Source organism: Microbacterium sp. SORGH_AS_0888 (assembly GCF_030818905.1).
Taxonomy (GTDB): domain Bacteria; phylum Actinomycetota; class Actinomycetes; order Actinomycetales; family Microbacteriaceae; genus Microbacterium.
This window is the reverse complement of the sequence record NZ_JAUTAZ010000001.1, coordinates 462,640-484,855: the sequence shown is the minus strand read 5'-3', so window position 1 is coordinate 484,855 and position 22,216 is coordinate 462,640. Positions and strand designations below refer to the sequence as shown.

Genomic DNA, 22,216 nt, shown 5'->3' with positions numbered 1-22,216 from the left:
CGTCATGACGGTCGACTCCTCCGCGCTGGACAGGGTGCTCGCCGAGATCGACGTGCGCTCCGGTGACACGCGACGCTCGTCGCTCGGACCGGGTGGGCTGCTCGCCCTCGCGCCGGCGATGACGACGCTCGGATACGTCGTCTCCGGCGAGATCACGACGGACGCCGACGCGGATGACGCGTGCACGCTCGACACGCGCACCGGTGTCTCGGCTCCCGTGCGCGGGCCGCGCACGCTGCTGATGGGCGATGCGTTCCTCTACACGGATGCCGCAGCATCCGTGCTCTCGTCCGCCTCCGGCGCGACGGTCGTGACCGCCGAGCTCGATATGGTCTGGCCGGCGACGGCCCGCGCACTGCCGCGATTCGTCCTCGTGCACGAGTTCTCTGAGCGAGAGCCCGCCGCGGCGGGACTCGCCGCGCATCTCGGTCCCGGCCGGATGGACAGCGCGCGATCGGGCGATCCCGTGATCTGCCGGGCGATGATGGCGACGGTCGTGCTGTCGGTCATCCGGGCCTGGGCGGCCGCGTGCGCTCCCGCCCAGTGGCCTGCCCTGAGCGTCGACCCCTTCCTCGAGCGCATCGTGCGGGCCGTCGCGGAGGAGCCCGGGCGCGAGTGGACCCTCGAGTCCCTCGCGAGCCTCGGGGCGATGTCCCGCACCGTCCTCGCCGAGCGCTTCCGCGCCGCGTTCGGCACGTCGCCGGCGAGCTTCGTGACGGAGACGCGGATGCGACGAGCCATGGAGATGCTCGAGGCAGGCGCCTCCGTCACGGAGACCTCACGGGCGCTGGGCTACGGCTCCGACGAGGGATTCAGCCGCGCGTTCCGGCGCCACACGGGGATGCCACCGTCGCAGTGGCGTCGACGGACGGTTCTCGCCCGCTGACGACTCAGTGCCGTCGACCGTGTCCGCGGTTCGCCGCGCCGAACAGCGCGGCGCCGGCCAGCAGGAGCACGATGGCGAGAACGTCGTTGAGCGCGACGCCCCAGGTGTCGACGACGATTCCGCCGAGTCCTGCGGCGAGGACGATCCCGAGCTGGAAGCCGACCACCACCAGGCTGCCGCCGGCCTCCAGACGATCCGGCATGCGATGCCCGACCCAGGCGTTCGTGATGATGAGCCACGAGGAGAAGAAGAACCCCCAGACCGTCACGGCGACGCCGACGGCGATCACGGAGGCCGGAGCCAGCAGAAGGACGGCGATGGACGCGCCGATCACCAACGGGGCGACCACGCCGAACAGCACGAAGGTGCGATCGATCACGGCGCCGATGACGAAGTTGCCGATCAGTCCGCCGACGCCGAAGAGCGCGAGGAGGAGGACGACCGTGCCGGCGTCGATGTCCGGCAGACGCTCCAGCGAGACCCGGACGTACGTGTAGGCGAGGAAGTGCCCGAGGACGGCCAGCACATGTCCGGCGAGACCGAGCGCGACGCCCGGCCTACGCAGGGTGTCCACCAGGGGTCGCAGCCCCGAGCTGGATGCCGCGGGCACGGGCGGAAGGAGCAGTCCGAGCGGGACGACGAGCACGGCGGACGCGATCCCGATGATGAGGAACGCGGCGCGCCAGTCGAGCGCCTCGCTCAAGAGCACGCCGAGCGGGACGCCGGCGACGGTGGCGAGCGACAGCCCTGCGGTGGTGAACATGGCGGCGCGGCCGACACGCTCGGTGCCCACCATGGCAGCGACGACCGTGATCGACATGGCCCAGAACGCGCTGATCGCCGCACCGAGCAGGACACGTGCGAGAAGGATCAGGACCAGGTTGGGAGCGACCGCGACCAGGATGTTCGAGACGGCGGCCGCGGCGGCCGTCGCCATGAGGAGCGTCCGTCGATCCAATCGAGGGAACAGGACGCCGACGGTGAGGGCGACCACCAGCCCCACGATGGCGGTGACCGTGACGGTCTGTCCGGCCTGGCCGGGACTGATGCCGAGGCCGGCCGCCATCTCCGTCAGGATGCCGTTGGGGAGGAACTCCGCCGTCACGAGCAGGAAGCTCAGGCACATCATGACGAGGAGGGCGCCGTAGGGCAGGCGCGCGGACGAAGCGGTACCCGTGACGGGAACGGAAGCGGTCGAGGTCATTGCTCCACTCTGACGTGCCCGCTCGCCGGCCGCCCAACCGCGCGTCCGCGGCATCCGACCGTTCGTCCGGCCGGGCGAGGTCGGCTCGGCCCGTCGGTCCTGCGTGGCGTCGTCCGCCACCGCGCTCCTGTCGCGCGGAGCCAGCCTCAGTCCCCGAGCGTGCGCAGTCCGTCGAACGCGCCGGCGCCGAGCAGGACGCCCGCTATGCCGACGATCCAGAGGGTCGTGCTGCGCGAATGGCGCGTGAGCCACGCCTCGCCGCGCCGCAACGGCGCCTCGATCGCGTCCCCGGCGGCGAGGCGTGCGATGGTCAGCGCAACCGCGGGTGCGATCATCACCGCGCAGTAGGCGACCAGCGTCCCGATCGCGGCGGCCGGGGTCGTGACGTGCGCGGCGATGATTCCCGTGGCGACGAGGTAGGGCAGCATGGAGGCGATCTCGACGCCGACGGCGAGCAGGGCGAGCAGCACGATGGCCGCGAGTGCGGCGCGATGGGGCGTGCCGTCGTCCCCGCGCCCCATCGCCCGGTCCCGCCACCGGACGAGCCGGCCCGCCCGTCGCGGCCGTGCGGCGGCGCGCGCACGCGCCGCCTTCGTGTCGAGGGCGCAGCTCACGATCACCAGAGCGGCACCGAGAAGGAGTTGCGCGACCAGCACGGGTGGCGAGCTCAGCAGCGCGGTCCCGCGCTCGAAGATCACCCGACCGCCCAGGACGAGCGCCGCGCCGACGGCGACGTAGGCGGCCATGACGGTTGCGAGATAGAGCGCGATCCGCGCGACGCGCGGGCGACCGGGGGTCGTGAGGAACCACAGCGGGATGACCATCGTTCCGATGCTCATCGAGTCGGTCAGCGCCAGCACCGCGAGGGTGCCGACGCTCTCGATCGGGATGTCGGACACCGGCGGGATCTCCTCTCACTGGTACAGTCGTACCAGAAGGTAAAATTAGCACAGTCGTACTAGGAGTCTCCGTTGCCTCTCTCTTCGCGCACGGAGCGACGGCAGCACCTCGCCGAAGCGACCTGGCGCGTCATCCTCGACCGTGGGATCGGCGCCGTCTCCGTGCGGTCGGTCGCGGCCGAGGCGGGCGTCGCGGTCGGATCGCTGCGGAATCTCTTCCCCACTCAGGCGGAGCTGCTCGAGTTCTCGGCGGAGCACATGATCCGGCAGGCGAGCGCCCGCGTGACCGCGATCGCCCCGGATCCGGATCCGCTCACGTATGCCGTTGCCGCCATCCGCGAGCTCATCCCCGTGTCCGCCCAGACCCGGCGCGAGTTCGAGGTCAACATCGCGCTGATCGCAGAGACTCCCGCGCATCCACGGCTCGCGGCCATCCGCGACGAGGCGCACGACCGGCTCCTGGAGTTCTTCGTCCGCCTCGTCGCGATGCTCAGCGGCGGCGAGCCGCAGCGTCCCGAGACAGCGCGTGCGGCGCGGCGGCTCCTCGCCCTGGCCGACGGCCTCGGGCTCCATCTGCTGCACCGCCCGTCGGAGGAGAGTGCGGAGTGGGCGGTCGACATCCTGCGCGAGGAGCTGGCGTCGATCCAGGGCGACGCCGGCCGCACGGCGGGGTGAGGTCGACGCGACACCTCACCCGCCTACCGGTCGCCGCTCGGCGGGGCCGTATCGGCGGTCCCCGGCTCTCCCCCGGCTTCCGGCTCTTCCTTCCCGTAGCGGTGTGCCGCCGCGATCATGGAGTTCGTGGTGGCGATGAGCGGCACCGCCAGGAAGGCGCCGGCGATGCCGGCCAGCGTCGTGCCGGTGGTGACGCCGAGGACGATCCCGAGCGGGTGCACCTTGACGGCCGACCCCGTCAGCAGCGGGTGGAGCACGTGACTCTCGAGCTGCTGCACCAGGATGACGATGCCGAGCATGATGACCGCATGCACCCACCCGTTGAACACGAGAGCGATCGCGACCGCGACGACGCCGCCGACGATCGCCCCGACGACGGGCACGAAAGCACCGAAGAACACGATGATCGCGATCGGAACGGCGAGCGGAACGCCGAGGATCGCCGCGCCGACACCGATGCCGACGGCATCGGTGGCCGCGACGACGAGCTGGATGCGGATGAAGCTCGTGAGCGTTCGCCACCCCGCCTCTCCCGCCGCCAGGATGCGCGGACGCGCGCGGCGCGGGAACAGCCGCGTCACCCACTGCCAGATCCGCCCGCCGTCGATGAGCATGAACAGCGTGACGAAGATCACGATGAACACGCCCTCCAGTCCGTGGACGGCGCCCGAACCGACGCGGAGCGCCCCGCTCCCGACATCCGACGCGTGCTGCTGGGCGAAGCGGGTGATGTCGTTCACCCAGCCCGTGAGCATCTCGGGTGTGATCCCGAAGGGCTGCGTCGCCAGGAACCCGCGGGCCGACTCGACCGCCTGCTCGACCTGGGTCGTGAGGGCCGGCAACTGGCTGCGCAGCTGCTCGGCGAACAGGAGGGAGAGTCCTGTGATGACCGCGAAGACGGCCACCCACGCGCTGACGATAGCGACCCACTTCGGCCAGCCGTGGCGCTGCAGGAATCCCGACAGCGGCACGAGCAGGGCGGAGAGGATCAGGCCGATGAAGAACGGGATGACGATCTCGGACAACCGGACCGCGAGCAGAAGTACGAGCCCGAGCACCGCCGCGATCACCAGGACCCGCCACGCGAACCCGGCGCCTATTCGCAGGCCGGCGGGGATCGGGTCGTCTGCCGAGGGGTCGGGATCGGGGTGGTGAACGCTCGTCATGAGCGAAGTAAACACCGTGCGCCCATGAACGCCTGCGCACCACGCGACCTCTTGACACGGGCGGTCTGCGGTGGTCGTGTGCGCGCGAGAACCCGGCTTCCTGCCCGCGAGGTCGCACCCGCCGCTACGTGATCGCGCCGGTCACAGATGATCTGGGCGTTGTCCTGGGCAGGTGGTGGGCACCGACCCTGCCGACACGGCGTCGGACCAGGCGAAGAGGTCGTCGATCATGGCCGCGCCCGGCGCGACGACGCCCATGTGTCCGAGCCCGTCGTACTCATGAGTCACGACGGGACGGCCTGCGGCGCACGCCCGCGCAGTCGTCTGCCGTTGCATCGTGACCGGGACGACCTCGTCGGCGCTCCCTTGCCCCAGGAACAGCGGTGCGGGGACGATCCCGGTCGCGATGTTCTCGGTCAACCGATCGTGGACGGGCCCGGCGTCCAGATCGAAGTCGTACAGGGCGTCGGCGCGTCCGATGCCGAATCCGACGAGCAACGTCACGACCGTGCCCGGGTCGAGAAGGCAGCGGCTCGCGCCAGCGCGCACAAAGGTGGATCCCGCTGGATGCGTGAACCCGGTCACCGTGAGATCGGGGTACTCGTCCGCGTAGGGCACGAGGACGTATGCGCTGATCGTCGTCGCGATCGGGCGAGAGGCGGAAGTCGTGACCCGCCGGGCGAGCTCGAGCGGGTCGCTCGCGGACGAGAGCGCCGCGACATCCACGATCTCGAGCTCCGGCGCGTACTGCTGCGCGATCTGCGCCGCCCACAGCGTGGCGTGTCCGCCCTGCGAATGACCCCAGAGGTGTGTGCGGACCGAGGCGTGCGCCTCCGGGAGCTGACGCAGCGCACGCACGCCGTCGAGCGTGGAACGGCCCTCGCCCTCGCCGATCAGGTACGGATAGCGTCCCGCCGTCCCCATCCCCGGGTAGTCGGTGGCCACGACGGCCCAGCCGCGCGCGATCATCCGGGATATGCCTGGAACGGAATACTCGGACAGCGCGCTCGAGCCGAGGCTCGGGGCGCACGGCTGAGCCACGCCGGTCGTTCCGTGCTGCCAGGCGATGACGGGGCGCCCTTCCGCCGGCGGATCCGCGGCGGGAAACGCCACGACAGCGCTCGCGATCGCGGCGGATCCGTCCGTGCGCGAGGTGCTGTACAGGATGCGGAGCGCCTGAGCGCCGCTTGGCGCCTCTCCGTCGTACGGCTCGGCGCGGAGCAGCTCACCCGGCGACGCAGGAACGTCGTCGCTCCATGCATAGAAGTCGGGGACGGAAGCGACCCTGCCGAACGCCCATCCCGACCCGACGGCCGCGATGACGGCGAGCGAGGCGATGAGCACGGCCGCAGTGACACGGAGCCCGCGGCGCGCACCCGCCCGCAGGGGTTCTCGCGGCGTGCGTCGCGGCCGGACGGCGCGCGAGAGCAGGACGAGCCCCGTCACGCCTGCGGCGCCCACCAGCCCCCAGGACAGAAGCAGCAGCGCGACGTCTGGCCAGAGCAGGACGAGCACGGCAGCCACCAGCGCGGCGGCGCCGCGCACCGCGTGGGCGATGCGGTCGACCGCCGCTCCCGCGCGAGAGGCCCCGTCCGTCGCCCGGCGTCGCACCGCACGTGCAAGAAGCCTCGCGGCGACCCCGACCAGACCGACGGCCAGCAGAGCCGGGTAGGCGCGGATCACCGCGGGGGTGAAGACGACGGCCGCCACGGCGCCCATGCAGGCCGATACCGCCAGCATCCACGCGCGCGGCCGGGCACGGTTGGACGCGACGTGGGCGCACGCCCAGAGCGCGGTCGCCGCGCAGAGCACCCAGAGCACCGCCACCAGAGTCGTCAGCGGGCGTGGGGCGCACAGCACCGCGGCGAGACACAGTATGGCGCCGAGCGCACCGCTCAGACCCCGGTGGGGCATGCCGAGCAGTCTGCGCACACCCTCAGCCTACGGACGTTCCGTCGCTTAGCCGTGGACGCCGAGACGCGCCGTACGTCCGTCGTCGGTCATCGCCACGCTCGGACGCGGTGGACGGTGGCCGTCTTCGGATACTCGCCGCCGCGAGGCCCGATCTCGAAGAGATCGATCATGAGGAAGAGTGGATAGTCGGGAGCCTGCGGGATACGCCGGAGCTCGCGTCCCTCGCATCCGATCAGCGTCTCGCCCTCGCCCCCAGATCACCGTCCACGTGTGCGGCGAGGAGGCGTCCACCGGGATCTCGACCTCGAGCATGTCGGTGGTGAGACGCGGGTCATGGTGCGCCTTCACCCCTGTCCGGGCCATGGTCGTCTGCCCGATTGCGCCGGCATCGATCTCGCAGAGGCAGATCTCGCCTGACTCCGTAGGCGAGCGGTCTTCGGTCCCGACGAGCCAGACTGCGACCATGCAACCGGCGCCACGGCTGGCCGAGAGCGTGACGTCCGCTCTCACGGATCGCCACAGCGTGTACACGGTGGCGATCCGGCCACGAGCACACGGTTCTTCTACGAGCTCCGCACGACCAGGGCCCGAAGGCGATCGCGGAGCGCCTCATCGCAGACATAGACATAGGTGCCTCTGATGCCCCGCGTGAGGAGCACCGCATAGATGTTCTTGACGTACCGTTCGATCTCGTGGTCCGTGTAGACGATGCCGCGCCGGCGATTGTTCTCGATCCCCTTCTTGTCGTGATACTGGGTTCGGTCGAACCGGATCTCACCGGTCGCTCCGTCGAGGCGCAGATCGCGTCCGATGATGACCCCCGCATAGTTGAGGTCGTAGCCCTGGACAGTGTGGATCGATCCGATCTCGTCCAGCGCGTGCGGTGACGTGATCCAGTCCTTGTCAGCCGAGTTCCACCGCCAGCGATACCCGTCGATCTCGATGTCGTAGGGACGCTCGGCGAGGGGAATGCGCTTCATCCCCTTCTTCTTCGGATCCGACTTCCAGCTCCACGCGTATCCCGCCGTCAGACGGGAAAGCCCGTACTCGCGGTCACGCTGCCGAATGAGTGCGTCCAACGTCCCGATGTCGTCGATCAGGCGCAGGTCGTATTCACCGAGGTCGGGAAGCGCAGGGCTGCCTCCAGCCAGCACGGCCTTGATGAAGCCGATGTAGTCGGCCCCGGCCTTGACTCGCATCTGCGTCTTCAACGGGAAGAAGAGATGGCTCGCCTTCGCCTCACCGACCACCTCGCCCACCACTTCGGGCGGAAGGTCCGCGGGGCGCACGGTCTGCTCCGCATCCAGAAGCAGGATGTTGTGGGAGCTTCGGGCACGGATCCAGTCGAGCTGCGTGAACTCAAGCGAATCTGTGCCGAACAGCCGCTCATTGATCTGCCGGAATGCGTGGTTGAGTGAACCCGAGGACTGGTTCGCACGATGATTCAGCCGGTGCGCCTCGTCCACCACAAGGACGTCGTACGGCTCCTCCGCTCGTCCGACGTCGTAGGCGGTCAGAACCATGGTGCGGTCGAGTCCCGGCGCTCGGTCGAAGACCTTCGCGATGGAGGTGCGAAGCGACTGCTGCGGCACGACCATGCCGACGCGCATGCCTCGAAGCATCTCGGGATAGCCCCGCGCGAAGAAGTCCGAGATCGCGTTCCCCTGCTCCGCTTCGTCCACACCACGCGCGGTCGCGATGTCACGCAACGTCTTTATGAGTGAGATGCCTACGACGGTCTTTCCGGTACCGGGGCTACCCGCGACGACCATCGTGCTCCGTCGTCTCGTCTCGATGTCGTCGAAGAGTGCCTTGAGAATCTCCAGGATCGCCCGTTCCTGATCCGGCACGAGCGACTTGAACGGCGAGAGCTTGAAGAAATCGCTGTTCTCGATGTCTCGCAGAGAGTGTTGGAAGAGACCCCGTCGTCGCAGGTCCTCGAAGATCTCTCGGAACCGTGGCTGAAACGTCTCGCGGCCTGCATACTCCTCGTTCCGGTGACCATCGTTCGCATTGATGACGGTGTAGACGCCATCGGAGTAGAACCACTGGATGAGCAGCGACTCCAGGTCGTAGCACGCAGAGCGGTGGAAGGTGTCGTCGAGAAGGATCCTCGCGACCTCGAGAGTGCCGCTTCTTGGGGTCGCGTCGATGCTGCGCCATCCGAAGGAGCGCGTTCCCTGTCTCCCCCACGTAGACGTCTCGTCGATCGCTGATCGCGTAGACCGCGGGCCAGTTGCTCAGCTTCCCGGTGGGATCCGGATAGTCGCGGATCCCCGACGCGTCGAAGGGGACCTCCTCGATCTCAAAGCCGGTCATACTTCGTGCTTCTGCCGCGCGACGTCTCGGTCGGGTACTTCGCGCGCGTGATCTCGAGCTTCTCGAGGATGATCGTCTCCGGGTCGATGCCGAGAAGATCCGCCAGTTCGTAGCAATAGGTCAGGACGTCCGCGAGCTCGAGCCGCACGCGGTCCGGATCGAACTCGGGCGACCACTGGAACTCTTCCAGCAGCTCACCGGCCTCGATCGCGATCGACTTCGCGAGGTTCTCCGCGGAGTGGAACTGTGCCCAGTCGCGCTCTTCGATGAAGGCGCGCAGCGCGCTCATCGCGCTCTCATCAGCCATGGGCTCAGCCTAGCCAGATCATGCGTCCGGCCCGCAGCGAGGTCAGGGAGTGACCATGACCTTCAGCGCCGTGCGATCGTTCATCGCCGCGTATCCGGCGGGAACCTCGTCGAGCGAGACCGTGCGGTCGAACACCTTGCCCGGATTGATCTCGCCGGAGAGGACCTGCGGGATCGCCGCTTCGAGATAGGCGCGCACCGGAGCGCCTCCCCCGGCCAGCCGTGCGTTCTTGGCGAACAGGGACGCGAAGCCGATGGGTGCGGACTCGTACTGCGGCACGCCGACGCGAGAGATGATCCCGCCGGGGCGGACGATGCCGTAGGCCTGCTCATAGGCGGGCATGTGACCCACCGCCTCGATCACGACGTGAGAGCCTTCGCCGTTCGTGAGGTCGATGACCCTCGCGATCCCCTCCTCACCGCGCTCTGCGACGACGGTGGTCGCACCGAACTCGACGCCGAGATCGGTGCGGGCGGCGTGGCGACCCATCAGGATGATCTGCTCGGCGCCGAGCTGCTTCGAGGCCAGCACGGCGCCGAGGCCGACAGCACCATCGCCGATGACCGTCACGGTCTTCCCGGGACCGACCCCTCCCATGTGCGCACCGTGGTACCCGGTGAGGTAGACGTCCGACAACGTCAGCAGCGACGCCAGCAGGGACTCGTCCGCCGTGCGCGGGTCGACATCCGGGACCTTCACCAGCGAACCGTCGGCCAGCGGAACGCGACCGTACTCCGCCTGGAGGCCGGCCGCCTGGGGCGTGCCATACCAGCCGCCGTGGATGCAGGAGGTGTGGAGGCCCTCGCGGCAGAACACGCAGGTGTTGTCACTGAACGCGAACGGCACGATCACGAAGTCGCCGGGCTTCACGCTCCTCACCTCGGTGCCGATCTCCTCGACGACGCCGATCAGCTCGTGCCCCATCGACAGGCCCTCGGGCGTTTCGGGAAGCGAGTGGTACGGATGCAGATCCGAGCCGCAGATGCACGCTCGGGTCGTTCGGACGATCGCATCTGTCGGAGCCTGGATGATCGGGTCCGGGACCGTCTCGATGCGGACGTCACCGGCGCCGTACATGAATGTCGCCTTCATGAGGTCTGTCGTGGCTTTCTCTCGCGGGATACGGAAACCACCGAGCGGCCTGTGCGTCGTGAGCCATCACCCGCGACGCACCCGCCGCTGGGTGTTCCCATCCCATCCGGCCTCGCGCACAGACGGGAGTCCCGGGTCTTCCAGGTACTGGCAGTACCTGGAAGACCCGCCACGGCACGCACCGCGAAACGTCGCCGCACGCGGCGGCCGACGTGCCGCTCGGCTGGCTTACGGTAATGAGCATGGACGACAAGAGCGAGGTCCGCGAGTTCCTCACGACGCGCCGCGGACGCATCACCCCGGCCGAGGCGGGTCTGCCGGCCTACGGCGGCAACCGCCGCGTCGCGGGGCTGCGACGTGAAGAGGTCGCCGTGCTCGCGGGTGTCTCGGTCGATTACTACACCCGCCTCGAGCGCGGCAACCTCACCGGCGCCTCGGAGGCGGTGCTGGCGGGCATCTCCCAGGCGCTGCAGTTGAACGACGCCGAGACAGAGCATCTGTTCGACCTCGCCCGCCGCGCCAACGCGGGCCCCCGCTCGCACCGGAGGTCGCCCGCGCCACGCGTCCGATCGTCCATCCAGCAGGTTCTCGATGCGATCGACAACGCCCCCGCATGGGTTCTCAACGCGGCCCACGACATGGTCGCGGCCAACCGGCTCGCCCAGGCGCTGCACGCCCCCGTCCTCGCCAACCCGCGGCGGCCGGCCAACACGGCCCGCTTCATGTTCCTCGACCCGGCTGCCAAGACCTTCTGGCGTGAGTGGGACCGGGCTTCCGACGACGTCGCAGCGTTCCTGCGCGCCGAGACCGCGCGCAACCCGCAAGAAGAGGCGCTCACAGATCTGATCGACGAGCTCTCCGCGCAGAGTGAGGAGTTCCGTCAGAAGTGGGCCAAGCACGACGTGCGGTTCCACCGCACCGGGACGAAGAAGCTCACGCACCCGGTCGTCGGCGATCTCGACCTCGATTTCGAGTCGATGGAGTTCCCCGCCGACCCCGGCTTCATCCTCATCGTCTATACGGCCAAGGCGGGCACCCCGAGTGCCGACGCGCTCCGGCTCCTCACCACCTGGGCCGCGACACAGGATGTCGAGAACCCTGAACCGTCCGACCGCACCGCGTCCGTCACGGGCGAGTGAGCGGGGCGAGCCGCGTCATCGCCGTCGTTCAGCCCCAGATGGAACACGAGGGTCGGTCCCGCCGAGCCGGCGGAGATGCTCCTCATTGAGGGCCACCCGACCGGCCCGGACGTTCTCTTCCAGGTGCGCAGGCGAGGTGGTCCCCGGGATGGGGATCACGTTGGGAGCCCGGTGCAGGAGCCATGCGAGTGCGACCTGGGACGGTGTCACGCCGAGCTCTGTCGCGATGGCGTCGGCCGCGCTTCCCTGCCGCGCCAGCGCGCCGATGGCGAGTGGGAAGAAGGGGAGGAACGCGATCCCGGACGCCGCCGAATGATCGACCACGGGGTCGTGATCACGGGCGGCGAGGTTGTAGAGATTCTGGACAGCGGCGATCGGGGCGGTGCGTCGAGCCTCGTCGAGTTCGCTGACGGTGACCTCGGAGAGGCCGATGTGGGCGATCTTCCCCTGGGCACGCAACTCCGCAAGCGCGCCGACCTGGTCCGCGATCGGGTAGTTCGGATCGAGGCGGTGGAGCTGCACGAGTGGGATCCGGTCGACCCGCAGGCGGCGCAACGACAACTCCACCTGCTGCGTGAGGTACGCCGGGTGCCCGAGCGGCACCCACTCCGACGGCGACGGGCGGAGGTTGCCGACCTTCGTCGCAAGCACGAGGTCATCACCGTACGGGGACAGCGCCCGGGCGATCAGCTCCTCGCTCTCGCCGAGCGCGTAGGCGTCGGCGGTGTCGACGAGCTGCACGCCGAGCTCCACGGCACGGCGCAGCACAGCGATCTCCGCGGCGGGGTCGGTGCGCACCCGCCAGATCTTTGCGCCCGCATGGGTGCCGTCGCCGGTGGCGTCGGTCAGTCGCATTGCGCCGAATCCGATCCTCCGGACGGGTAGTTCGCCTCCGAGCGAGAAGACGTCGTCGTGGGTGGGCGTTGCCTCGGGTTCCTGAGTCATGCGTGCGATGGTAGGAAGTGACGCTAGCGTCAGATGCAAGTCGCGCGCCGGAAGGAGACGTCATGCTCGCACGGGACGCGGCATCCCTCAGCATCGGAGAGCTGTCCGCTCGCACGGGCGTCAGCGTCCGAGCTCTTCGGCATTACGAGCAGAACGGTCTGCTGACGGCGACGCGCGAGGGCGCGGGACATCGCCGATTCGACTCGGACGCGGTCGAGACGGTGCGCAGGATCCGTCTGTTTCTCGACACGGGACTCCCGATCGCCGTCGTGTCCCAGGTCATGACCTGCTTCGTCGACGGCGGCGCGCGGCTGGACGGCTGCGTCGCGGCGTACCTCCGCGAGCACATGGACGCCATACGGGAACGGATCGACGCGCTCGATCGGCGTCGCGACGCCCTCTCCCGGCTCCAGCAGCTCGTGGTCGTCTGACACCGCGCGCGGACAGAAGGCCTGCCTGGGCGACGCGGGCATCGCTTTCGCGTGGCTTCTGGGCTTGTAAGGTCCACGATCGCCGACATCCCACCAGGGAAGCGCCGGAGCGCTTCATCGATGTCGCGCCCGTGCGGGATGCCGACACCCGATCCCGCTGTGCCCGGCTCTCGCGTGAAGCGGTGCCGTGGGGGCGGATCAGTCGCGACGGATGCGGCTCTCGTCGGTCGGGACCGAGCGGTATCCGTCGGTGGCGAGGGCGACGATCGTGCCGACGATGGCCCAGAGGGCGAGGACTCCGAAGATGACGAGTGCGAACATGGCAGAAACGCTACGGATGCCGGAAAGCAGCCACGAGTGGCAGCCGGGACAATAGTCGTGCGAAAACTGCCAAACAGGCGCATACTGGCGTGATGGAGAGCGTCGCGGTGATCGTGCTTCCGGGCTTCGCCCCTTTCGAGTTCGGTCTCGCGTGCGAGGCCTTCGGGCTCGATCGTTCCGACGACGGCATCCCCTCCTTCGACTTCCGGCTCTGCACACCCGATCCCGGGCTCGTGCCGTCCAACCTCGGATTCTCGATCACCGTCGACGGTGACCTCTCCTTCGCCTACGAGGCCGATCTCGTGATCGTCGTGCCGATCCCGCGATCGACGTGGCGTTCTGTCGACCTCCGGGTGATCGATGCCGTCCGGGCTGCCGCAGCGCGGGACGCGTGGCTCCTGAGCGTGTGCAGCGGTGCGTTCGTGCTCGCGGCTGCGGGTGTGCTCGACGGGCGTCGCGCGACGACGCACTGGCGCTACGCGGACACCATGAGCCAGTGGTACCCGCGGATCGACGTCGATCCCGATGTGCTGTACGTGCAGGACGGCCGTGTCGTCACGAGCGCGGGCACGGCGGCGGGCCTCGACGCGTCGCTGCACGTGCTGCGTCAGGTGCTCGGGGCCGAGATGGCCAACGTGATCGCGCGCCGCATGGTCGTCGCGCCGCAGCGCGACGGCGGACAGGCGCAGTTCATCGGCCAGCCGCTTCCGGTCGCGCGGTCGCTCTCGCTGGCGCCCGTGACAGACTGGGCCGTCGAGAACCTCTGCCTCGAGCTGACCGTCGACGATCTCGCGGCCCGGGCGCACATGTCCCCGCGCACGTTCGCTCGGCGCTTCAAGGCCGACTTCGGAACGACGCCCGCCGCCTGGCTCGCTCGCCAGCGCATCCTGCATGCCCAGCGCATGCTCGAGAGCACCGATCTCGGTCTCGACCGTATCGCCGAGGAGTGCGGATTCGGTTCCGCGGCGGTGCTCCGCCAGAACTTCTCCCGCGTGCTCGGCGTCAGCCCCACGGCGTACCGCGGTCGGTTCCGCTGCGACGATCCGGCGACTCCCACTGAACCCGCAGACCTCGCATCCGCGTCATCCGTCGCTTGAGCGCCGCGCTCAGGCGCGCAGCCTACGCGTCACACATCCGCTACCGTTTCGAGCAATCGCGCGTACATTTCGCGTTGCGATTGCCCGAGATCGTCGCGGAAGCGAGCAGGCTCGACCACTCCCCGTCAGGAGTCGAGCGGCTGTCAGCGGCGCACGCGTGAGCGGATGGCGAGATAGATCAGGAATCCGACGAGCAGGACGTACGCGCCCCAGAGGTAGGGAACTGCGACGGAGGGGATCAAGGTCCCGGTGGTGCAGTAGCTCGCGGCGGGGTCGCTGGAGTCGTAGCAAGCGCCCTGGGTGACGCCGGTGGCTGCGAAGAGCACAACGCCGACGACGCCGATCCCGATGCCGATGCCGATGCCGATGCCGACCAGCACGATCCACCACCAGCGGATGCGCTTCGTCTCGCGGGGCATCAACTCGATCATGACGCCAGCCTAGAGGCGGGGCTCGCGGGCGGGAAGGCAGACCCGCGTGCGCGGGACTCGACCTGGGAGGGCATGTCGCTCGCGTTCGGCGCTCTCGCCGATCCCCGCGTCCTCGACGCCGTCACCGTGACCATCGGTGAGGAGTGAGACCCGGAACGGTTCCTGCTCGGGAACGGCGCGCCGCTCCCCTCGCCGTCGTCCTCCTCATGGTCGTGAACACGTCGTGTGCGCGACCCCTACCAGGCTGTGGCGCACGTCCATGAACGACCATCGCGTCCGGTTGCCGCACGGACAGTCGCTACGTGGTGACGGCGTCCGGATCGAGGTTCAACCGGCGCAGCAGCTGGGCGTTGAGGGCCACGACGATGGTAGACAGCGACATCAGGATCGCTCCCACCGACATGGGCAGCACGAATCCGATCGGGGCCAGGACCCCTGCGGCCAGGGGCACCGAGATGAGGTTGTACCCTGCGGCCCACCAGAGATTCTGCGCCATCTTCCGGTAGCTGGCGCGGGACAGCTCGATCACCGACAGCACCGCCCGTGGGTCGGAGCTGGCGAGGATGACACCGGCGGAGGCGATCGCGACATCCGTCCCGGCTCCGATCGCGATCCCGACATCGGCTTGTGCGAGGGCGGGGGCGTCGTTCACGCCGTCGCCGACCATCGCGACCTTACGGCCCTCGTCCTGCAGTTGCTTCACGGTGGACGCCTTGTCTTCGGGGCGCACTCCGGCGAAGTGCCGGTCGATGCCGAGGTCTGCGGCGACGGAGGCGGCGACGGCCTCGGCGTCGCCGGTGATCATCACGACCTGCACCCCGCGGGCGTGCAGCGCGTTCACCGCGGCGCGGGACTCGGGGCGAATCTCGTCCGCCAGCCGAAGCGCGCCGGCCACGGCTCCGTCGATCAGGACATGCAGGATGATCGCGCCTTCCTCTCGCCACTGGTCCGCGACGGGCAGCTCGCTCCTGCCTCCTTGGCCGAGCAGGTGGGGGCCGCCGACCTGCACGGTGCGTCCCTCTACCTGGGCTCGGACGCCGACTGCTGGTGAGGACTCGAAGTCGGTCGACGCAGCAACGGTGAGCCCGGCCGCTTTCGCGGCGTTCACGATCGCCCGCGCCAGGGGATGTTCGGAGTCGGTTTCGGCGGATGCAGCGAGGGCGAGGACCTTGTCCCGGTCGAACCCTGGCGCGGGGGCGATGGCGGTGACGGCGGGGGATCCCTTGGTCAGTGTGCCGGTCTTGTCGAACAGCACCGTGTCGACGGTGCGCATGCTCTCCAACGCAAGCCGGTCCTTGATCAGCACACCGGCGCGGGCGGCGCGCTCGGTGGCGATGGACACCACCAGCGGAATCGCCAGCCCCAATGCGTGCGGGCAGGCGATCACCAGCACGGTGATGGAGCGCACCACGGCCTGGTCGGGCAGCCCGATGAGCGTCCACACCGCGGCGGTGATCGCCGCTGCGGCCAGGGCGAACCAGAACAGCCACGCCGCGGCCCGGTCCGCGAGTCGCTGCGCGTGCGAGGAAGAGTTCTGCGCCTCGGCGACCAGTCGCTGGATTCCGGCGAGGGCGGTGTCCTCCCCCACCGCGGTGATCTGCGCCCGAAGCCCGGAGTCGGTGGCTACCGTCCCGGCGACCACCTGGTCGCCGTCGCTGCGCCGCACCGGCCGGGACTCGCCGGTGATCATCGACTCGTCCATGCTCGCCGAGCCCTGTACGATCCGTCCGTCCGCGGGCACCCGCCCGCCGGGGCGGACCACTACGACATCCCCCACCTGAAGGTCCACGGGCGGAACGGTCACGGTGGTGTCGCCCTGGACCTTTTCCGCTTCGTCGGGCAACAGCGCGGCCAGGGAGTCCAGCGCGGAGGTGGTCTGGGCGAGGGAGCGCATCTCGATCCAGTGGCCCAGAAGCATGATGACGATCAGCAGCGCCAACTCCCACCAGAAGTCCAGCTCGTGGTCGAGCAGGCCGAGGCTGGCGCCGAGCGACGCGATGAACGCGACGGTGATCGCCAGGCCGATCAGCAGCATCATCCCGGGCTGACGGGCACGGATCTCGCTGACCGCGCCCGTCAGGAACGGAGCACCTCCCCACACGTAGGTGACGGTGCCCAGCACCGGCGACACCCACGCAACCCACGCGGCATCCGGCAGGGGGTAGCCGATCAGCATCGCGAACATCGGTGAGAACCCCACGACCGGGACGGCGAGGATCAGCATGATCCAGAACGACCGCCGGAACCGAGCCACGTGATCGCCGTGTCCGGCATGCCCGGCGTGGTCCGCGTGCCCGGAGTGGGTGTGGCCGCCGTGGTCCGTGGCCGACGCATGGCCCATGTCGCCGGGCTGAGTCATCCCGGCGTGATCGTGCGCGAGCTGACCGTGTTCGACGCCGGTCCCGGGGGTGTGGTCGCGGTGATCGTGGTCGGCGTGGTCCATGTGGTCATGACCGGGCTGGTCGTGCTCGCTCATCGGGGGTCTCCTTCAGGGGATACGGGTGAGAGCCGGTCAGGCCGGTCGCGGCACGCGGCCGCGTCACCGGTGGGACGAAATCGCCGCGGGCGGAGGATGTTGTGTTCGATCCGGTTTGCACACGACGGGAACCTCGTCCCCGACGCCAGGAGCTCCTCCGACAGGACGGACGCCGCGATCGGCGCACCGGTGGCGCTCGAGGCGCCGCAGCATGCGCGCCCAGCGTTGGCGTCCGCGAGGCCGAGGTCGGTGCGGTCAGCCATGATCCGTCTCCTTCATGGTGGCGTGCTCAGGAACGGACGAGAAGCACGATCGCATCGTTGGCTTCGTGAATCCTCTCGGCCGCGGCGCGGCCGCCTTCCGCGCTCGACTCGGCCACGCAATGACTGAGACGGCCGCCCAGCCGCGCGAGCGCGACCGTCTCCCGGGCGTTGGTCGCCGCGGACACCTGGGCCAGGATGTCGGCGCAGCACGTGTCCTCGTTGACGATCCGCGCGATGCCACCCGCCTGCCGCTCGATCCGACGTGGCCGCTTCTGCAGATCGCCCTGGTACCGTCATAGCCGCGCACCGTCCGATCATACCCCCCTGGGGTATATGACGGGACGGGCACGTTCCTACTACCCGCCCTCGCTGTTCTACGTCATCTACAGGTTGGCTCGTGGGCCCACCTACTAAGTTGGGGGTTCCGAGATCTTCATCGCCGCCGTGCCCGCGAACTGCTATCACCCCAGGGCGGGACGGGGATGCGCCAACACCGCCGATCCGTCGCAGGCCCTCCCCGAGGTCGTCGGCTCAGGCGACCGCGAGCCGGCGGCGCGCGAGCGCTGCGACTCGCGCGGCGCGTGCTCCTATCCGGTGAAGAGCTCAGATGGATCGCGTGACGGCCAGGAGGGTGTCGGGAAGCTGTGTGTGTCCGTCATCGGCACCGGGGGCCTTGGCCGTCTCGATGCAGTCCGCCGGCACGAGATCAAGGGTGAACTCACGCTCGCCCAGGCGGGGGACACACGAAGCCCCTCTCGTAGGAGGGAACTTCAACACGCCCCACTGTCAGTTCATCTGACCGTGGCTCGAACAACGTCCGTATGGCTGGGGTACCTGGACTCGAACCAAGAACAACTGAACCAGAATCAGCCGTGTTGCCAATTACACCATACCCCAAGGCGCGTCAGCCGAAGCTGCGCACAAGGGTCTATCGTAGCCGACTCCCGCAGCCGCGCCAAACCGACACGGCCTTCCCCTCATAGGTGAGGCATAGCGGGCGCATCCGCGTCGTTCGACCACACGTCCTACCGTGCAGGGGTGACCACGACGCTCTCCACGCCGCACGGCACCGTTCGACGCGCGCTCTGGCCGATCGGCCTCGTCGTCCTCGGGGTCGCCGCCTTCGCGCTCACCGCGTGGGGTGTCGCGGGCTCCATGAGCGAGTACTACGGCGCGATCGCCCTGTCGATGAGCCGCACGTGGACGAACTTCTTCTTCGGTGCGTTCGACCCCGCCGGCACGGTGACGCTCGACAAGATCCCCGGGTCGTTCTGGATCCCTGCTCTCGCGGTGAAGATCTTCGGCTTCTCGCCCGCGGCCGTCATCATCCCCAACGCGCTCGCGGCTGTCGGGGCCGTGCTCGTCGCGGCGTTCACGGCACGACGTCTGGTGGGCGTCACGACCGGACTGCTCGCCGGCGCGATCGTCGCGACGACCCCGATCCTCGTCGCGGTCGCGCGCTCCAACCAGCCCGAGTCCTTCTTCGTGCTCGCACTCTCCCTCGTCGCCTGGGCCGCCGTCCGAGCCGTCGAGCGGGCGAGCCTGCGCTGGTACATCGTCGCGGGGCTCATGGTCGCGCTCGCGTTCCAGACGTACATGCTCGAAGCATGGGCCGTCTGGCCCGCGCTCGCGGCCGCCTACCTCTGCACCCGGCAACGCTGGTGGCGTCGGATCTGGCATTCGCTTGTCGCCGGCACCATCAGCCTCGCCGCCTCCGTCGTCTGGGTGACGGTCGTGTCGCTGATCCCCGCATCCGCGCGCCCCTACGTGGGCGGCACCAACGGGAACAACCCGTGGGAGATGGTCTTCGGCTACAACGGCCTCGGCAGATTCAGCGCCACGACCTCCGACGACGGCGCATACCGATCGTTCACGCCGGCGTTCTCGGGCTCGCCGAGTGTCTTCCGCCTCTTCAACGAACAGCTCGCCGGCCAGATCGCCTGGCTCATCCCCGCGGCCGCCCTGGCAATCGTCGTGCTCGCGGTCCTCCGCTGGCGTCCGCCGATCGTGGTGTTCCTGGGCGGCTGGCTCGTCACGGATGCCGTCATGTTCTCCGTCGTCGCCGGGATGCACCAGTTCTACACCGCGTCCCTCGCCATCCCGCTGGCGTTGCTCATCTCCCTCGCCTTCGGTGTCGCCCGCTCCCGCGGCCTGCGGTGGCCCCGGATCGCGCTCCTGGCCACCGGCGCCGTGACCGCCGTGGGCGTCGCCTCCCTGTACTCGGCTCCGAGTCCGGCGATCGCCTGGGTCCAGGCCGCGCTCGCGCTCGGCGGCATCGCGCTCATCTCGGTGGAACGGAGATGGATGCGGCTGCGCGCCGTCACCGCGATCGTCGTCACCGCGGGCATGCTCCTGACACCCGCTGCGTGGTCGCTGGTCACCGTCTGGTCTCCGAGCAGCATCAACCCCACCGCGGCCGGCGTGGCGGGCATAGATGGCGGCCCCGGCGGGTTCGGGGCCTTCGGCGGCACGCGCCCCGGAGCCGGCGTGGGCGCGCCCGGCGCCGGATTCCGCGCTGACGGCGGTATGCGCGGCGCGCGCGGCCTCGGCGCCGGAGCGACACCGAACGGCACGGGTCGCAGAGCCCCGTCAGGCGCGGGGTCCCCCTTCGGCGCCAGTTCCACCTCCGCGAACGCGGCGCTGCTCGAGTACCTCGAGGCCTACCGCACCGACAAGACCGAGTACCTCGTGGCGACGTTCGGCGCGCAGACTGCGGCATCCCTCATCGTCGAGTCGAACGGCGGGTCCGTGCTCCCGATCGGCGGGTTCGACGGCAGCGACTCCGTCCCCACCCTCGCACAGTTCCAGCAGCTGGTCGCCGACGGCAAGCTCACCTACGTGCTCGGCTCCGGCATGGGCGGCGGGTTCGGACGGGGCGCTTTCTCCGCCGTCGGCCCGGCGATGCAGGAGCAGGACGGAAGCACCGCTTCGGCACAGACAGGACGCACGGCACGCGGCGCCGAGAGCACCACGACGTCCTCATCGACCCAGCAGATCTCCGAGTGGGTCACGGCGAACTGCACCATCGTGCCGAACGCTCCCACCTCGGAGACCCTCTACTCCTGCGCGGCCGCCTGATCGTCGACGTCGACGGCGTACCGGTCGCAATGACCCGCCGCCTTCGAGAGCTTCGTGCTCAGCCGATGCGCTGCACCAGGGCGCCGAGTCGGCGAACGGACTCGGCCTTGCCCAGCAGCTCCATCGACTCGAACAGGGGCGGTGAGACCCGCCGGCCGCTCACCGCGACCCGCAACGGGCCGTACGCGATCCGTGGCTTCAGACCGAGACCATCTATCAGCGCCGTCTGCAGCGCGTCCTGAACGGCGGCCGCCGCGAACTCGGACTCGGGTACGAGCTCGAGCGCGTTCACGGATGCGACCAGCACCTCGCCCGCGTTGGCGGGCAGGGAGGCGAGCGCGTCCTCGTCGTAGGCCACCTCGTCCGCGAAGAGGAAGCCGAGGAGCCCCGGCACCTGGCCGAGAAGCTGCACCCGCTCCTGCACGAGCGGCGCCGCCGCGGCGATGAGCTCCCGCTCGCGCGGCGAGGGGTCCTCCCCCACGACACCGGCGGCGACGAGGTACGGAAGAATACGCTCCTCGAAGTCGGCAGGCGCCAGCATCCGGATGTGGTCGCCGTTGATGGCCTCCGCCTTCTTCTGGTCGAACCGTGCCGGATTCGGGTTGACGTCGACGATGTCGAACGCGGCCGTGAACTCGTCGAGCGAGAAGACGTCGCGGTCCGCCGACAGCGACCACCCGAGCAGGGCCAGGTAGTTCAGGAGGCCCTCGTGGATGAAGCCCCTCTCCCGCTGCAGGAAGAGGTCGGCCTTGGGGTCCCGCTTGGAGAGCTTCTTGTTGCCCTCCTCCCCGAGGACGAGCGGCATGTGCGCGAACCGCGGCACGAAATCGGTCACCCCCGCATCCGCCAGCGCTCCGTACAGCGCGAGCTGGCGCGCCGTCGACGGCATGAGGTCCTCGCCGCGGATCACGTGCGTGATGCCCATGAGCGCATCGTCGACCGGGTTGGTGAACGTGTACAGCGGCTGCCCGCCGGCGCGGACCACGACGAAATCGGGGAACGAGCCGGCGGGGAACGTCACCTCGCCGCGGATCAGATCGACGTAGGTCACATCGTGGTCGGGCACACGCAGGCGCCACGCGGGCTCACGCCCTTCGGCGCGGAACGCGGCCTTCTGCTCCTCCGTGAGCGTGCGGTCGAAGTTGTCGTAGCCCAGCTGCTTCGCGCGCCCCGCGGCCTCGTTGCGGGCGTCGATCTCCTCTGCCGTCGAGTAGGACTCGTAGACGGCGCCGGCCTCGATCAGCTTCTGCAGCACATCGGCGTAGATCTCGCCGCGCTGGGACTGCCGGTACGGGGCGTGGGGCCCGCCCTTCTCGACCCCTTCGTCCCAGTCGATACGCAGCCACGTGAGCGCGTCGACGAGCTGACGATAGCTCTCCTCGCTGTCGCGTGCGGCATCCGTGTCCTCGACGCGGAAGATGAGCTTGCCGCCCGTGTGACGGGCGTACGCCCAGTTGTAGAGCGCCGTGCGCACCATCCCGACATGCGGAAGGCCCGTCGGGGACGGGCAGAAGCGGACGCGGACGTCGGCGCCGGAAGCGGTCGTGGTGCGGGGATCGGGTGTGCCAGCCAT

19 protein-coding genes and 1 tRNA gene are annotated in these 22,216 nt (G+C 69.4%); 6 read left to right on the top strand and 14 right to left on the bottom strand.

Features of this window, described 5'->3' with window-relative positions; genetic code table 11:
• Nucleotides 1-4 precede the first annotated feature (4 nt).
• The gene (locus QE381_RS02350; protein WP_307215144.1) at nucleotides 5-886 is read left to right on the top strand and encodes an AraC family transcriptional regulator; all 882 of its coding nucleotides are present in this window, start codon (nucleotides 5-7) and stop codon (nucleotides 884-886) included.
• Nucleotides 887-890: 4 nt separating this feature from the next.
• Here QE381_RS02350 and QE381_RS02345 read toward each other — a convergent pair whose 3' ends face one another.
• The gene (locus QE381_RS02345; protein ID WP_307215142.1) at nucleotides 891-2,090 is read right to left on the bottom strand and encodes an MFS transporter; all 1,200 of its coding nucleotides are present in this window, start codon (nucleotides 2,088-2,090) and stop codon (nucleotides 891-893) included.
• A 146-nt stretch (nucleotides 2,091-2,236) separates the two neighbouring features.
• Nucleotides 2,237-2,989 (bottom strand): GAP family protein, encoded by a 753-nt coding sequence (locus QE381_RS02340; protein ID WP_307215140.1) that lies wholly within the window; start codon nucleotides 2,987-2,989, stop codon nucleotides 2,237-2,239.
• Between the two features lie 72 nt (nucleotides 2,990-3,061).
• Here QE381_RS02340 and QE381_RS02335 point away from each other — a divergent pair, with 72 nt between their 5' ends.
• Nucleotides 3,062-3,664 carry a TetR/AcrR family transcriptional regulator gene (locus tag QE381_RS02335; RefSeq protein WP_307215138.1) on the top strand — a complete coding sequence of 201 codons (603 nt, stop codon included), beginning with the start codon at nucleotides 3,062-3,064 and terminating at the stop codon, nucleotides 3,662-3,664.
• A 23-nt stretch (nucleotides 3,665-3,687) separates the two neighbouring features.
• On the opposite strand, the gene QE381_RS02330 is transcribed toward QE381_RS02335, so the two are convergent.
• The 5 genes from QE381_RS02330 to QE381_RS02310 form a co-directional block, all read right to left on the bottom strand.
• Nucleotides 3,688-4,830 carry an AI-2E family transporter gene (locus QE381_RS02330; RefSeq protein ID WP_307215135.1) on the bottom strand — a complete coding sequence of 381 codons (1,143 nt, stop codon included), beginning with the start codon at nucleotides 4,828-4,830 and terminating at the stop codon, nucleotides 3,688-3,690.
• Between the two features lie 141 nt (nucleotides 4,831-4,971).
• Entirely contained in the window at nucleotides 4,972-6,762 is a 1,791-nt protein-coding gene (locus QE381_RS02325; RefSeq protein ID WP_307215133.1) for a lipase family protein, read from the bottom strand.
• Between the two features lie 545 nt (nucleotides 6,763-7,307).
• On the bottom strand, nucleotides 7,308-8,594 hold the full coding sequence (locus QE381_RS02320) for a DNA/RNA helicase domain-containing protein (protein WP_307215131.1): 1,287 nt from the start codon (nucleotides 8,592-8,594) through the stop codon (nucleotides 7,308-7,310).
• A gap of 455 nt (nucleotides 8,595-9,049) precedes the next feature.
• The gene (locus tag QE381_RS02315) at nucleotides 9,050-9,370 is read right to left on the bottom strand and encodes a nucleotide pyrophosphohydrolase (protein WP_307215128.1); all 321 of its coding nucleotides are present in this window, start codon (nucleotides 9,368-9,370) and stop codon (nucleotides 9,050-9,052) included.
• Nucleotides 9,371-9,412: 42 nt separating this feature from the next.
• Nucleotides 9,413-10,462 carry an alcohol dehydrogenase catalytic domain-containing protein gene (locus QE381_RS02310; RefSeq protein WP_307215126.1) on the bottom strand — a complete coding sequence of 350 codons (1,050 nt, stop codon included), beginning with the start codon at nucleotides 10,460-10,462 and terminating at the stop codon, nucleotides 9,413-9,415.
• A gap of 242 nt (nucleotides 10,463-10,704) precedes the next feature.
• On the opposite strand from QE381_RS02310, the gene QE381_RS02305 reads away from it, so the two are divergent.
• Nucleotides 10,705-11,601 (top strand): helix-turn-helix transcriptional regulator, encoded by an 897-nt coding sequence (locus tag QE381_RS02305; RefSeq protein WP_307215124.1) that lies wholly within the window; start codon nucleotides 10,705-10,707, stop codon nucleotides 11,599-11,601.
• 15 nt (nucleotides 11,602-11,616) lie between these two features.
• Here QE381_RS02305 and QE381_RS02300 read toward each other — a convergent pair whose 3' ends face one another.
• Nucleotides 11,617-12,546, bottom strand: a complete 930-nt coding sequence (locus tag QE381_RS02300; protein ID WP_307215122.1) for an aldo/keto reductase — start codon at nucleotides 12,544-12,546, stop codon at nucleotides 11,617-11,619.
• A 62-nt stretch (nucleotides 12,547-12,608) separates the two neighbouring features.
• Between QE381_RS02300 and QE381_RS02295 the strand changes: the two genes are divergently transcribed.
• Nucleotides 12,609-12,977, top strand: coding sequence for a MerR family transcriptional regulator (locus tag QE381_RS02295; RefSeq protein WP_307215120.1), 369 nt, complete (start codon nucleotides 12,609-12,611; stop codon nucleotides 12,975-12,977).
• Nucleotides 12,978-13,175: 198 nt separating this feature from the next.
• Here the strand turns inward: QE381_RS02295 and QE381_RS02290 are convergent, their stop codons facing one another.
• A complete protein-coding gene (locus QE381_RS02290) occupies nucleotides 13,176-13,298 on the bottom strand; it encodes a hypothetical protein (RefSeq protein WP_307215118.1) in 123 nt (40 codons plus the stop codon).
• A 92-nt stretch (nucleotides 13,299-13,390) separates the two neighbouring features.
• Between QE381_RS02290 and QE381_RS02285 the strand changes: the two genes are divergently transcribed.
• On the top strand, nucleotides 13,391-14,395 hold the full coding sequence (locus tag QE381_RS02285; protein WP_307215116.1) for a GlxA family transcriptional regulator: 1,005 nt from the start codon (nucleotides 13,391-13,393) through the stop codon (nucleotides 14,393-14,395).
• Nucleotides 14,396-14,538: 143 nt separating this feature from the next.
• Here the strand turns inward: QE381_RS02285 and QE381_RS02280 are convergent, their stop codons facing one another.
• The 4 genes from QE381_RS02280 to QE381_RS02265 form a co-directional block, all read right to left on the bottom strand.
• Entirely contained in the window at nucleotides 14,539-14,826 is a 288-nt protein-coding gene (locus QE381_RS02280; RefSeq protein WP_307215114.1) for a hypothetical protein, read from the bottom strand.
• A 298-nt stretch (nucleotides 14,827-15,124) separates the two neighbouring features.
• Entirely contained in the window at nucleotides 15,125-17,302 is a 2,178-nt protein-coding gene (locus QE381_RS02275; protein ID WP_373426894.1) for a heavy metal translocating P-type ATPase, read from the bottom strand.
• A gap of 289 nt (nucleotides 17,303-17,591) precedes the next feature.
• On the bottom strand, nucleotides 17,592-17,843 hold the full coding sequence (locus QE381_RS02270) for a metal-sensing transcriptional repressor (protein WP_373426973.1): 252 nt from the start codon (nucleotides 17,841-17,843) through the stop codon (nucleotides 17,592-17,594).
• A 544-nt stretch (nucleotides 17,844-18,387) separates the two neighbouring features.
• A tRNA-Gln gene (locus tag QE381_RS02265) sits at nucleotides 18,388-18,462 on the bottom strand.
• A 141-nt stretch (nucleotides 18,463-18,603) separates the two neighbouring features.
• Between QE381_RS02265 and QE381_RS02260 the strand changes: the two genes are divergently transcribed.
• Nucleotides 18,604-20,643, top strand: coding sequence for a glycosyltransferase family 39 protein (locus tag QE381_RS02260; protein WP_307215112.1), 2,040 nt, complete (start codon nucleotides 18,604-18,606; stop codon nucleotides 20,641-20,643).
• A gap of 58 nt (nucleotides 20,644-20,701) precedes the next feature.
• On the opposite strand, the gene gltX is transcribed toward QE381_RS02260, so the two are convergent.
• Nucleotides 20,702-22,216: a glutamate--tRNA ligase gene (gltX, locus tag QE381_RS02255; protein WP_307215109.1), complete on the bottom strand. Its 1,515-nt coding sequence runs from the start codon at nucleotides 22,214-22,216 to the stop codon at nucleotides 20,702-20,704.

Coding starts and splice junctions, on each gene's coding strand:
- QE381_RS02280 (WP_307215114.1), bottom strand. CDS start 14,826: ATGATCGAGTTGATGCCCCGCGAGACGAAGCGCATCCGCTGGTGGTGG.
- QE381_RS02345 (WP_307215142.1), bottom strand. CDS start 2,090: ATGACCTCGACCGCTTCCGTTCCCGTCACGGGTACCGCTTCGTCCGCG.
- QE381_RS02315 (WP_307215128.1), bottom strand. CDS start 9,370: ATGGCTGATGAGAGCGCGATGAGCGCGCTGCGCGCCTTCATCGAAGAG.
- QE381_RS02305 (WP_307215124.1), top strand. CDS start 10,705: ATGGACGACAAGAGCGAGGTCCGCGAGTTCCTCACGACGCGCCGCGGA.
- QE381_RS02290 (WP_307215118.1), bottom strand. CDS start 13,298: ATGTTCGCACTCGTCATCTTCGGAGTCCTCGCCCTCTGGGCCATCGTC.
- QE381_RS02275 (WP_373426894.1), bottom strand. CDS start 17,302: ATGAGCGAGCACGACCAGCCCGGTCATGACCACATGGACCACGCCGAC.
- QE381_RS02350 (WP_307215144.1), top strand. CDS start 5: ATGACGGTCGACTCCTCCGCGCTGGACAGGGTGCTCGCCGAGATCGAC.
- gltX (WP_307215109.1), bottom strand. CDS start 22,216: ATGGCTGGCACACCCGATCCCCGCACCACGACCGCTTCCGGCGCCGAC.
- QE381_RS02295 (WP_307215120.1), top strand. CDS start 12,609: ATGCTCGCACGGGACGCGGCATCCCTCAGCATCGGAGAGCTGTCCGCT.
- QE381_RS02330 (WP_307215135.1), bottom strand. CDS start 4,830: ATGACGAGCGTTCACCACCCCGATCCCGACCCCTCGGCAGACGACCCG.
- QE381_RS02310 (WP_307215126.1), bottom strand. CDS start 10,462: ATGAAGGCGACATTCATGTACGGCGCCGGTGACGTCCGCATCGAGACG.
- QE381_RS02285 (WP_307215116.1), top strand. CDS start 13,391: ATGGAGAGCGTCGCGGTGATCGTGCTTCCGGGCTTCGCCCCTTTCGAG.
- QE381_RS02300 (WP_307215122.1), bottom strand. CDS start 12,546: ATGACTCAGGAACCCGAGGCAACGCCCACCCACGACGACGTCTTCTCG.